The organism is Cytobacillus oceanisediminis, from assembly GCF_007830235.1.
Taxonomy (GTDB): domain Bacteria; phylum Bacillota; class Bacilli; order Bacillales; family Cytobacillaceae; genus Cytobacillus; species Cytobacillus oceanisediminis.
This window is the reverse complement of sequence record NZ_VLKI01000019.1, coordinates 88,908-101,207: the sequence shown is the minus strand read 5'-3', so window position 1 is coordinate 101,207 and position 12,300 is coordinate 88,908. Positions and strand designations below refer to the sequence as shown.

10 protein-coding genes and 2 pseudogenes are annotated in these 12,300 nt (G+C 42.1%); 11 read left to right on the top strand and 1 reads right to left on the bottom strand.

Annotated features, from left to right (window positions below):
* Nucleotides 1–494, top strand: a 494-nt coding sequence (locus IQ19_RS28715) for a thioredoxin family protein (RefSeq protein WP_242021094.1), incomplete at its 5' end; no start/stop codon positions are given.
* A gap of 355 nt (nt 495–849) precedes the next feature.
* Here the strand turns inward: IQ19_RS28715 and IQ19_RS22425 are convergent.
* Nucleotides 850–1,479, bottom strand: a complete 630-nt coding sequence (locus IQ19_RS22425; protein WP_144545256.1) for a TetR/AcrR family transcriptional regulator — start codon at nt 1,477–1,479, stop codon at nt 850–852.
* A gap of 311 nt (nt 1,480–1,790) precedes the next feature.
* Here IQ19_RS22425 and IQ19_RS22420 point away from each other — a divergent pair.
* From IQ19_RS22420 to IQ19_RS22370, 10 genes and pseudogenes are all read left to right on the top strand, one after another.
* Nucleotides 1,791–2,278: pseudogene (locus IQ19_RS22420) on the top strand (FAD-dependent oxidoreductase); the annotation flags it as partial.
* A gap of 139 nt (nt 2,279–2,417) precedes the next feature.
* Nucleotides 2,418–2,732 (top strand): annotated as a pseudogene (trxA, locus tag IQ19_RS28710) (thioredoxin).
* Between the two features lie 530 nt (nt 2,733–3,262).
* Nucleotides 3,263–3,913: a peroxiredoxin-like family protein gene (locus IQ19_RS22410; protein ID WP_144545254.1), complete on the top strand. Its 651-nt coding sequence runs from the start codon at nt 3,263–3,265 to the stop codon at nt 3,911–3,913.
* Nucleotides 3,914–4,210: 297 nt separating this feature from the next.
* Nucleotides 4,211–4,480, top strand: a complete 270-nt coding sequence (locus tag IQ19_RS22405; RefSeq protein ID WP_144545252.1) for a hypothetical protein — start codon at nt 4,211–4,213, stop codon at nt 4,478–4,480.
* 173 nt (nt 4,481–4,653) lie between these two features.
* A complete protein-coding gene (locus IQ19_RS22400; RefSeq protein WP_144545250.1) occupies nt 4,654–5,316 on the top strand; it encodes an NAD(P)H-dependent oxidoreductase in 663 nt (220 codons plus the stop codon).
* 358 nt (nt 5,317–5,674) lie between these two features.
* Nucleotides 5,675–6,592 (top strand): NADP-dependent oxidoreductase, encoded by a 918-nt coding sequence (locus IQ19_RS22395; protein ID WP_144545248.1) that lies wholly within the window; start codon nt 5,675–5,677, stop codon nt 6,590–6,592.
* A gap of 331 nt (nt 6,593–6,923) precedes the next feature.
* Nucleotides 6,924–7,136, top strand: a complete 213-nt coding sequence (locus tag IQ19_RS29330; RefSeq protein WP_144545246.1) for an IS3 family transposase — start codon at nt 6,924–6,926, stop codon at nt 7,134–7,136.
* Between the two features lie 842 nt (nt 7,137–7,978).
* Complete coding sequence (locus tag IQ19_RS22380) at nt 7,979–9,460, top strand: spore germination protein (protein ID WP_144545244.1); 1,482 nt, start codon at nt 7,979–7,981, stop codon at nt 9,458–9,460.
* Between the two features lie 20 nt (nt 9,461–9,480).
* Entirely contained in the window at nt 9,481–10,569 is a 1,089-nt protein-coding gene (locus IQ19_RS22375) for a Ger(x)C family spore germination protein (RefSeq protein WP_144545242.1), read from the top strand.
* Between the two features lie 40 nt (nt 10,570–10,609).
* Nucleotides 10,610–11,704 carry a GerAB/ArcD/ProY family transporter gene (locus tag IQ19_RS22370; RefSeq protein ID WP_144545240.1) on the top strand — a complete coding sequence of 365 codons (1,095 nt, stop codon included), beginning with the start codon at nt 10,610–10,612 and terminating at the stop codon, nt 11,702–11,704.
* Nucleotides 11,705–12,300 lie beyond the last annotated feature (596 nt).

The window sequence follows — 12,300 nt, the reverse complement described above, 5'->3', positions numbered from 1 at the left end:
ATTATTTTGGATTTAAAATTGTACCGAATGGAATTTTCGTCGATAAAAACAGTACAATTCGTTTAATTAAACAAGGGTTTCATGTTTCAAACCCAAAGCATTTGGACGCAGTTGAAAAACTAATACACGGAACAGTAGAAAAAGTTATTTTAGATGATGAATACTATAATCCCTCCAATAATGTTAATAACATAGAAAAACAACTCTCTGAAACTAAGTTTAAGTTAGGGATGGAATATGCGAATAACGGAAAAAAAGAAGAAGCATTAAAAGAGCTAGACGAGGCTCTTTATCTTGATACAGATAATTTTCTTATTCGAAAACAACGATGGTATATACGATATCCAGAAAAATTTTCACCCATTATTGATATTGAATGGCAGCAGGAACAATTAAAAAAAGAAAAGGCACAAGAAGCCCTTTTAAAAGATGGATTAGCTTGTGGTCCCGAAGGTTGTGTATTCCCAGGTACAACTATTAATGAAAATAAATAGTTAGTAGAAGTGTTAATTTCTTTATTTATATAAATTAACATTAAATGGTTTATTAATAACGAAAAACATTGATCTTCCCATAAAAAATACCCCGTAAAAGTTATTTGGTGTCTACCATTTACGGGGCAGAACAGTTGCGAATTAATGTGCTTTTTCCATGATATTTTCTGCTTTGTGCCTCTAAAAGGAACTCTTTACCCTTATGGGAGTTTTATTTCAAAAGAGACACTCGGACCGATTCCTTTCATAGAGCAAAACAGAATAAAAACATTATCCTCCTTTCATGATGTTTTTCAGCATAATAAATTAGAATGCTATCTTGTGCAATTGGATAAAGTGTTATCATTCTGCCATATCAAATGATGAATGAGCTGATATGTGCTAGCATACTGTCCAATCCTACTTCAAGGGGTAGTGTTTCTTTTCGAACCTGAGTAAGAAGAAGTCCTCCTTGAAGTGTGGTCAGCAACGCAAGAGCGAGTTCGTCTGTATTGGCATTGGTGCTCAGTTCGCCACGCTCCTGCATCGTGTGTAGCCCTTTTCGAATAAAGTTCTCCCACTTCATAAATCCGGCTTCGAGCTCGGAACGCGCATCTGGCTCAATGTCTGACAACTCACTGGCAAGCGAGCCGATTGGACACCCACCCCGACATTGCCTCTCATTTTGAAGTTGAACAATCGCATCACGCCAAGTTTTTAGGGCTTCCATACTGTCAAGTTGGATTACCAAAGACTCTTGGGTGCTTAGCACTTTCTCAGTCTGATAAATAATTACGGCTTTAACCAGCTCTCGCTTCTCGTTGAAATAATGGTATATCTGGGACGAGCTGACTTGAGCCTCTATTTGCACATCCTCTACGCTTGTACTTGCAACGCCTTTCTCAAACATCAATTTGGCTGCAGCAGAAACGATTCGAGAGCGAGTCTCTTCACCCTTTTTCGTCAGCCGATGCTTTGATTTCCTAGCTTCATTAAGTTTTTCCATATAATAAGTATAACAAAAAAATAGGTTTCCCAATCCCAAAAATTTTTATTGAATGCCATTGAAAAAATGGATAGGATACCTTAAAAAGGGAATAAACGAGAAATTATTAATTGGTTCTTTAAGTGATTTTAAGATGAAATCATAACAGGGTATCATGAGGTGATAATAACCATCATTGATAAAGATGCTTGGGTGAGGATAATAAAATTCGTTTAGAATAATGTTTTTGCCATGATTTAAAAAAACTTATTCGCCTTATCGGAAACATTTCTAACGTGGCTGCTAATACCAACCCTTTTAATACAAAGGTTGCATTCTTTAAAGATAAAGATTTAGTTGTTATTGGTGGAGGAGATTCGGCGGTTGAAGAAGGTGTTTATTTAACACGTTTCGCTTCTATGGTTACAATTATTCATCGACGCGACGAATTACATGCTCAAAAAATCCTACAAGATCGTGCTTTCGCTAATGAAAAAATTTCATTCATTTGGAATACTACATTAAAACAAATTAATGGAAAAGATGGAAGGGTCAGTAGTGTAACATTAGTCAATCCTCAAAATGGTGAGGAATCTGAGTTCAAAACAGATGGTGTGTTTATTTACATCGGTATGTTATTACTCACTAAACCATTCTTAAACTTAGCCATTACGAATGAAAGTGGCTATATTGAAACAAATGAAGCAATGGAAACAGCGGTACCTTGGTATTTTTGCGGCTGGTGATGTGCGTGAGAAAACATTACGACAAGTTGTAAACACCAACTGGTGACGGTAGCATCGCAGCACAAGCCGTTTAGAATTATGTTGAAGAATTAAAAAAAGAATTAGCCAAAAATTAATTATTCATTTAGTGATATAGTAATTAGCCAAGATAAGTTATTATGAGTGTTTTTTAAACATTTGAATTATTAACCAAAAAAACAGCTGGAAATTGAAATGGTGATTAAACATGTAACAGACGGAAACTTTGTGAAAAAACCCTCTGAGGGAGTTGTACTTGCGGACTTTTGGGCACCATGATGTGGTCCATGTAAGATGATTACTCCAGTTCTTGAAGAAATCTACTCAGAGATGAGCGATAAGATTAAGATTGTGAAATAAAAACCGATGAAAATCAACAAGTAACTGGCCAATTTTATGTCATGAGTATCCCAACTTTGAATCTTCTTTTAAGATGGCGAAATCGTGGATAAAATTATTGGCTTTCAACCAAAAGAAACTTTGGTTGAACTCTTAACCAACAAACTTTAATAAAAATGAGACGCATGGGCTTCTTCTAATTTTAAATTGTGTGAGCTAATTTTGGGTGAGTCTCAATTGTGAAAGTCCCGAACTTCGAAGACAGAAGTATCAGTTAACGTAAAGCGAGATAATCCAAATGGCGCGGAATATATAGAAAGTGAGCGGCAAACCTCAATTCTGAGGAACAATAGCTTCATATAAGATTAGATATTGTTGGATTTCGAAAAACGCTGTTCCTCCTAAAACGAGTATCTTCAACCATATTCTCCTTTCACATTTGTATTCTTATTTTATTAATTGAGCGAATTTTTTCCTGGCATCCAGGACAAAATAAAATTGACTGATAACTCAATGGTACTTGGCGGTTTAGTTTACAGATTAACATGCCAACCAAATCGGCATCTGTCATCTACATTACATCGTTCTGCCGTTTTACATAATTTCAAAAATAAAATGGAAAACTGTAAGCTACATTACAGAACCCTTTTTTTTTTAGAATTATAATCAAGCTATCATTCGATATTGGAGGTTTCAGGACGATGAGCAACCAAAATTTAACCGAGCAGCTGGAAGTGGCCACACAGCAGTTTAAGGCCAATTCACCGATTGAAGGGCAGATTAAGATCGGACAAATGATTGAGGAACTTCAGAAATCGGGGATCGCTTCCGGGAAGCAACCAGGCGAAAAGGCGGTGGACTTTAAATTAACAAACGCACTAGGCCGGGATGTAATTTTATTTGAAGAGCTCACGAAAGGGCCGGTTGTGCTGGTCTTCTATCGCGGAGGATGGTGTCCTTTTTGCAATATGCAATTAAAGGCTTACCAGCAGATATTGCCGGAAATCCAGGCGATAGGTGCGCAGCTTATAGCGATTAGCCCGCAAAAACCGGATCATTCGTTATCCCTTCAGGAAAAGGAAGGATTGGAATTTCAAGTCCTTAGCGATCCGAACGGCTTGGTAACGGCCAAGTACAATCTGCTCTTCGATGTTCCGCCGGGAGTAAAGGAAGTCATGGAAGGTATCGGACTTGATCTTGCGGAGTACAACAATACCTCGAAATGGGTTTTGCCGGTTCCGGCTACTTTCATGATTGATGAGAGCGCCATTATTCGCTCCTCCTATGTCAATCCGAATTTCATGCAGCGTCAAAGCCCGGAGGAAATTTTGCGAGAGCTAAAAAACCTGTAACGATTTTTGCATCATTCATTTGTGGGCAGAACAATCGATTATGGTAAGAACAAGTCTGAAGAAGCGAGGCTTTAAATTGGATATCACATGTAAAATTATCTTGCCGTACGATATGACCTGACATATCCATATATGCTGGTGATACGGGAGAATCTTATATGGCTGGGTTCAGCGACAATCGGAGCGGGCCCGCGATCAGTGCTGTATTCCCTGTTCGTGCGTTTACATACCCCACAAAGGCCGCAGACGTCCGGCGTCTCCAAGCGAACATTTTGTTGATTCAGAGGGGATAGAGGGATGGAAAAGAATTCTCAATTTCAAGCCATAAACGCCGGCAAAATTGCTTCGTCATTGGCTGGGGGCTATGAAGTTCCGATTCACGGTTGCCATTTCCGGAACAGCGATTTTGCTTCAATTGATGCCGTTTACGGTGTCAGAACGCCGATTGAATTGTATTTCACATATCGCAATTGTTACAAATCTGCTGTTCAACAATTGCCGGTTCGCCGCGCGTACGACTTGAATCTAAAGGCTGGTATGAAGAAGCTGCGCGATTTTATGAAATAGTCGAACAATTGGATCAAGCCATCTTGCAATTTATTCAACAAAACGGCTTGAAGAGGTCAATGCGTGGGCGGAGCGAGCGGCTGAAGTGGATTAATGAGGCAGACGCAGGTGGCTGTTGTACATGGGGCAGCTATGCATCTGTACTAAATGTTAGTTAAGAAGGAGAATATATCATGACAATGACCAAGGAAGAAATTTTGAAAGCTTATCATTTTCGCCATGCAACCAAAGAATTCGATCCTAGCAAGACCATCTCCGACGACGACTTTGAATTTATTTTGGAAACGGGCCGGCTCTCGCCTAGCTCGTTTGGCACTGAGCCGTGGAGATTTGTAGTTGTTCAAAACGAACAGCTTCGGAACAAAATAAAAAGCTCTTCGTATGGAGCGGCAAGCAAACTGCCGGAAGCCAGTCATTTCGTCATTATTCTGGCACGGACTCCGCTGGATATGAGATATGACTCCGCCTACCTTAAGGAACAGCAGTCCAAAGAAGTTCCGAAGGAACAGCTGACAAGGCGGCTTGAATTGCTTGAAGAGTTCCAGAGACATGATTTCAAGCTCCTGGATCATGAACGCTTTCTTACCGACTGGGCCGTCAAGCAGACGTACATACCGCTTGCGAACATGATGATGGCTGCGGCGCAAATCGGCATTGACTCATGTCCGATCGAAGGATTTGACATTGAGAAAATGAATCAGCTGTTGGACGAGGAAGGGCTGCTGGAGGACGGACACTTTACCATCTCGGTCATGCTTGCCTTCGGTTATCGCAAAAAAGAGCCGAGACCGAAAATACGCAGACCGTTTGATGATGTTGTGAAGTGGGTCAAATAAATATAATATGGCGGCATGTGTATGCTTCGCAAGCAAGTTCGACAAGACCGATTTTGGGCTGCTTATGAATGTGGCCGAAGCGGCGTCCCCTTTCATGTCGTTTGTGAGCGGAACAAACTAATGTAAGGGGGTCTACCATTTTTTTATCCGATTTTGCTCATTTATAGCAATTAATCAAGAAGGGTGAGGTGAGTACGATGGTAACATTCCAAATCGTGATCAACAAACGAATAACGGGCGCTGTAGCCGCGCCTCTACGCCAGTTCATCTGTCGTGGTAAGACGCCGAGCTTTTGCGGCGCTAATAGCTTCCGGACCGACGTGCCGTACAGGAGAAGACTATACATGGAGGTGTCCAAATGAAAGCAATTGTGGTGACAGATGAGGCCGCGGGAACGGCCGGGATGAAGCTGGTGGAGCGGCCGGAACCGAAGGCGGCGTCGAACGATGTCGTCGTTCAGGTTCATGCGTCGGGATTCACCCCCGGCGAGCTGACGTGGCCCGGAACCTGGACCGATCGCCTCGGCCGCGACCGCACACCGTCGATCCCCGGCCACGAGGTGGCCGGAGTGGTCAGCGCCCTCGGCTATGGCACGAGGGGGCTGTCGGTAGGACAACGGGTGTTCGGGCTCGCGGACTGGACGCGCGACGGCACCCTCGCGGAGTACGTGGCCGTCGAGGCACGTAACCTCGCGCCGCTGCCGGGCGATATCGACTTCACGGTGGGCGCGAGCCTACCGATCTCGGGTCTGACCGCGTGGCAGGGACTGTTCGTGCACGGCCGCTTCCAGGCAGGGCAGAGCGTCCTCGTGCATGGCTCGGCCGGTGGAGTCGGCTCGATGGTGACGCAGCTCGCCCGCGAGGCGGGAGCCTACGTCATCGGCACCGGACGTGCCGCCGACCGTCAGACGGCGCTCGACTTCGGCGCGCAGGAGTTCGTCGACCTTGACAACGACTCGCTGGAAGACGTCGGCGGCGTCGATCTGGTTTTCGACGTGATCGGAGGCGACATCGGGAAGAGGTCCGCGGGTCTGGTTCGCGCCGGCGGAATGCTGGTGACCATCGCCGGTCCGCCAGAGGCACAGCCGGCCGAGGGCTTGGCGATTGATTTCGTCGTCGAGGCCGATCGCGCGCAACTGGGTGAGATCGTCCAGCGGGTCCGGGATGGTCGGCTGCGGACGAACATCGGCAACGTGGCGGCCCTCGACGATGCTGTCGCCGCCTTCAACCCGACCGAGCGGATCAAGGGAAAGACGATCATCCGCGTTCGTCCGTAAGGGCTCAGGGACTGGGCCTCGTGGATCATCGTCAGCCGCGAGGCCCGGTCATTTCCGGCTTCGGACATGGGAACTAAATGGCCATTTACGACATATGTCCTTAAGGTAAAAGCAAAGACCACCGGAAATCCGGTGGTCTTTGCATATCAATGTGTAGAGTTTCGAGGACATCTTCAGCAAAGAAAAGAACTAAGGTTCCAGTTCATCGAAGATCATCACTCCGAGTTTCGATTAGAGAAGATGTACGGCGTGCTCGAAGTATCACGGAGCGGCTACTACAAATGGCACAAGGAAAAAGAGAACGAGAATAGACCAGAATTGCCGACAGGCTTTGCTGTCACGGATTTCTCGGCACTTTCTTGACAGTCACTGCCGCTACGGCAACCCCAAGATCACAAAGCGTCTTCATGCAGAGGGCTGGACGGTTTCCGAGCGTTTGGTCTGGCTTCTGATGCAGGAGAACCATATGCGCGCATGTGTGTCCAAGAAATTCAAGGTCACAACCACCGACTCCAATCACAACCGATTGCACCGAACCTGCTAAATCAAACCTCAAGACCACTGCACCAAACAAGGTGTGGATGACGGACATTACCTACATTCCATGTCGTGAAGGCCGTCTGTATTTGGGCAGCGTCATGGTGTACTCAAGAGGGCCAGTATCTCGTTTAAAAGAGCATCGCTTGGCGTCTGAAATAATATGACGCCGGAGATTGAGCGTGGTGAAAACTCTTCAATAACTTTCATTTGATAATGGTCCAATAAGTGCTGCGGGTATTCCTTGATGAACATTCTAACCCGAGGGTAAAGACTCGGATTGATTTTAATGTAGTCGGTTCGAAATCATCCCATAAATAATTTACCGCGATTCCGTACTTACGAGATCTACCGATGAGCCGAAAAAACTGGTGCTACAAACTCTCTACTTCAACAACTCCATTTTCTCGGCAGACAGCGCATTTATGGTCTTCGATATTTCCAGATCCGATACAAACCGCAGAAAAATCCTGAATTCTCGGTTATTCTTGATTTGCGTTTCAAGTAGGGGTCCCTCCAACATAACGCGAAAACGTACGCTAAGCCCCCATATCCCCAAAAAATCCGGGTTTCCCGTACGCTAAGGGAATCCGTTTTGTTTCAATGAGGTTTGCTGTAATAGTCAGCAGAGACTTGATCCCGTTACTGGATACCACAACGCTTTATCCCGTAGCCGCCAGTACCCATCCAATGCCCCGACTGAACGACGTACAGATCAATGCTCGCCGTCCTTGGTCAGTCAAAAATTTCTTGTGATTCCACTTATGTATAAAAAAAGAGTTTTTTACAAAAATAACATAGTACCATAAAAAGTATTTGGGAAATTTAGCCAGGAAGGATTTATTCACAATGAAAACAGAATTTAAAAACCTCGATCAATTATTAAAATTAGCCGGACAATCGAGTGACTTTAAGACAACAACGATTTTACTTGGTAAACAAAAAGTGAATATTTTCTATTATAGTACCTTAATCGATGCGAAGTGGATGCAGCAACATTTGATTCTTGTGGTGCAAAATCGCTCATTGGATTCCGAAATCAAGGAAATCGAGGATATTAAGGACTGGATTCCCATTAATGATATAGAGATTACCGACGAGTTAACAAATATTCAATCCAAACTGCTGAAAGGTTATGCGCTCGTTCAACTTAATGAAAACGATCAAAAGTGTGCGTTGGTTAATTTAGCCGACAATCATGGATTGCGACAAAATAATGATACGGAAAACGAGTTTAGCGTCGTCGGCCCTAAAGTCGGTTTCGTAGAGGACCTGGATACAAACATCGGTTTGCTAAGAACACAAATCAATATCCCAAACTTGATTATAAAAGAAATTATCGTTGGAACAACTTCAAAAACAAAAGTCGCAATAATTTATATCGATGGGGTGACAAATAAACAGCATATTCAAACTTTTGAGCAAAGGCTTGTTGATATTGATCACGATGTCGTGTTTGATTCGTCCTTATTGGACCAAATGATGTCTGACAATTCTTTGACGCCATTTCCATTGTTTGTATCCACGGAACGCAGGGACCGAGTGGTGTATTCACTTATTAACGGGCAAGTCGCGGTCATTAGCGACGGATCACCTTATTTTGTTACGGGACCCTCAACATTGTTTGATTTTTTTATTTCCCCGGAAGATTATTATTTGCCATGGATATTAGGTTCTTTTTTTCGATTGATTCGAATCTTTGGTGTCATTTTTTCGCTGTTTGCCACGTCAATGTATGTTGCGATAACCACATTCCATTATGAAGTCATTCCAAAAGATTTGCTTAGCCCCCTTATTTTTTCCAGAAAAAACGTTCCATTTACGCCCTTCTTTGAAGTGCTTTTTTTAGAAATAACCATTGAATTTCTTCGGGAAGCAGGGGCCAGATTACCAACAAAAATTGGCCAAACCTTAGGTATTGTCGGAGGAATTGTTATCGGTCAAGCTGCAGTCGAAGCAGCTTTAACAAGTAATATTTTACTAATTGTTGTCGCGCTATCGGCTTTAGCCTCATTTACGACACCGATATATAAGATGTCAAATGCGATACGATTTTTACGCTTTCCTATCATCATTCTGTCAGCGATATTTGGGGGAATTGGCCTATTTATGGGGGTGTGTTTTCTGTTCATCCATCTTATTCGTTTAAAATCATTAGGCTCTCCTTACTTTGTTCCGATTTTTCCTTTAAGGACAATGGATCTTAAAGACAGTTTTATACGTCCATCCTTTCAATTTCTGTATAAAAGACCTCAATATTTAAGACCAAATTCTTTATTTAGGTATTTGCCTAAACCAGTTAAACAGAAAAATGACTTAGATGAAGAATAAATTATGAAAAGAGGGCCATTATGTATAGGAGGAAAATTTTTCTGGTTATCATTTTGTGTGCAGTTTTATCGGCTTGTGCCGATCAAAAAATTGTGAATAAGATTGTTCTTGTCTCTGCAATTAGCTTTGATACCGTTTCGAATGGCATAAAAAGCGCTGCTCTAATTGCTAACTTTAAAGAACAGGGAAAAACAGAACTACAAGTTTTACATACGGAATCCATCTCTAATAATGGCACTCTGCCACGACTAAATACGCGGACAAAAGATCCCCTTGAAAAGGGACAGCTAAGGATGGTGTTATTCGGAAAAACTCTTGCAGAAAAAGGGACTGGGACTAAAATCCATAATTTACTCCGCGATCCTAAAATTTCATCGCGGCTTCAGCTTGGAGTCGCGGATGGGGACGCTTCGGAACTGTTGGAAATCATCCAAAAATCCCAAGAACCGTTTTTTTTATCGGATATGATTGAGCAAAACATGATAAATGGAAATTTACCGTCGATGAACCTTCATGAATTCTTGTTTAATTATTATGGTGAAGGACGAGACATGTTTTTACCGTATTTTAAAATAGATCACGGAGAAGTAATAATCGATGGTCTGGCTTTATTTAGAAGTGATCAAAAGATAACCGAAATTAGCATGAAGGACGCTTTCTTATTAAAAATGCTTATTCAGAACTCGAAGAATGGAAACTACATGGTTCCAGTTGAAGGAAAAGCATCAAACAAACAGGTTGAAGATTTTATTTTATTGAGAAGCATGCATTCAAAGGCAAACTATATTGTGAACAAAGTTAATCAAATCCCTTCTATTTCAATTCGGTTGAAATTGGAGACGGAACTTCAGGAAGTCCCGGATTGGATGGTTTTGAGATCAGAAGAGCAGCTTACACAGCTTGAAAAAACGATGGGTTCTTATTTTAAAACAGAAATTGAAAAATTCCTGTCACTATTGAAGGAAAATAAGGTTGATCCAGTCGGCCTGGGCGACTTAGTAAGAAGTCGGTCTAAGGAATGGAGTGCACAAGATTTTGAAAAAATTTATCAAGAAATAGAAACAACAGTAAGCGTTCAGGTTAAAATTGTCAATACTGGCAGTAGTTGAACGATGTCTGGAAGTACAGTTTAGTGAGGTGTTTCGCATATTGAAAAATCCTGTTGACGAAAAATACTTAATATCTCCCTTCTTAATTGTTCCTCTTATGTATGTCAGTATGGTCATGCCCGGAGTTCTGAATTTCCAACGAGAATTGGCCGAACATGCCGGATATAATGCTTATATTTCTGTTGTTTTAGTAGGGATTAGCATTCATTTAATCTTATGGATGATTTATAAAATTTTACGTTCTAATCAAGAAGGTCTAGATGTAACTGCAATCAACAAAACATGTTTCGGGAAAATTGCAGGGAACATAATCAATTTCGCAATTGTTCTTTATTTTTGTTTCGGAGCTTATATTAAATTCAGAGCCTATATTGAAGTTATTCAAGTTTGGGTGTTTCCCTCAGTGGAAATGATTATCATATGCACCCTTTTGGTGTTGCTTTTATACTATACCGTATCCGGCGGGTTTCGGTCCGTTACTGGACTAAGTTTTTTTGGACTTCTAATTTCAATTATTCATGTTATTCCAGAGTTTTCGTTGGTTTTGCCGTATACACATCCGTTAAATTTGATGCCTCTTTTTAACCATTCAATAACCGACATATTACTCTCTTCTAAAAGCATGATATATCAATACATGGGATTAGAAGCTCTTCTACTCTATTACCCATTCATTAAATCACCGGCAAAATCTCAAAAATGGGCACATTTGACGGTGTTTTTTCTTACATTAATGTATTTGATGATAATAATCATAACGTTTATGTATTTCAGTGAAGGGCAGCTGCGCGAAATCTTGTGGCCGACGCTTTATATGCTCAAGATTCTTGAGGGACCTGTGTTACAGAGAGTAGAATATCTAGCCATTTCAATGTGGTTGATAAAAATGGTCGCAAACATATCTTTATTCTTATGGGCGGCATGCCGTGGAATGAAAAACGTGTTCCAGATCAAACCGCGTGCGAGCTTGATTGCTTTTCTGGTCGGATTTCTGATATTAGAGTATTTTCTGAAGGACCCTAACATATTTCGATGGATTGAGTTTTATTCAGACGTCGGACTTTATTTTATTTATGGATATATCCCGATTATGTTCGTAGTCACGCAGATAAGGAAAAATTGGAATAAGGGGTAGTAGTAGCACAACTGATACCACCCGCAAACGAATGGATTATAATGCAGCCAGGTTGTTTAGTAAATAATCACAAACGGGGCAAGGCTGCTGATCATCCTTTGAACTGTGACCCGTAAGATGGACATCTTGAAAAAAGTGCCCCTCTTGCGGGTCATTTATGTTTTAATCGAACTAGAGGAATTGAGCGAGGTATTGAATCATGGGTAAAACGAAAGGCGCTTCAAAAATATTCAGTTCGCAAGAGATTAATCAACTTGAGCGAAACCCTAATGTGCTACGTGTGTCGGAGACTGCAATCACATATTCCCCGGCTTATAAAGTCGCTTCAGTACAGGCGTATCTCACTGATCAACCGCCAATGATATCTTCTTTGAGGCTGGCTTTCATTTAGATGCCATTGGACATGACAAACCAAAGAAGTGTCTGTTGCGTTGGCGTCAGATATTCACCGCTCTAGGTGGGAATGGCTGCTTGAAGAAATGCGAGGTAAACAAGCCACTGGCAGGAGGAATGCAGGTGAACGATCGGCAGAAGATAAGTTGCGTCGAGCTGAGGCTCGTATCAAGCTCCTCGAAGTGGAAAATGAACTTCTAAAA

Excerpts from the sequence above, each read along its gene's own strand:
- IQ19_RS22425 (WP_144545256.1), bottom strand. The coding sequence starts at position 1,479 with ATGGAAAAACTTAATGAAGCTAGGAAATCAAAGCATCGGCTGACGAAA.
- IQ19_RS22410 (WP_144545254.1), top strand. The coding sequence starts at position 3,263 with ATGAGCAACCAAAATTTAACCGAGCAGCTGGAAGTGGCCACACAGCAG.
- IQ19_RS22405 (WP_144545252.1), top strand. The coding sequence starts at position 4,211 with ATGGAAAAGAATTCTCAATTTCAAGCCATAAACGCCGGCAAAATTGCT.
- IQ19_RS22400 (WP_144545250.1), top strand. The coding sequence starts at position 4,654 with ATGACAATGACCAAGGAAGAAATTTTGAAAGCTTATCATTTTCGCCAT.
- IQ19_RS22395 (WP_144545248.1), top strand. The coding sequence starts at position 5,675 with ATGAAAGCAATTGTGGTGACAGATGAGGCCGCGGGAACGGCCGGGATG.
- IQ19_RS22380 (WP_144545244.1), top strand. The coding sequence starts at position 7,979 with ATGAAAACAGAATTTAAAAACCTCGATCAATTATTAAAATTAGCCGGA.
- IQ19_RS22375 (WP_144545242.1), top strand. The coding sequence starts at position 9,481 with ATGTATAGGAGGAAAATTTTTCTGGTTATCATTTTGTGTGCAGTTTTA.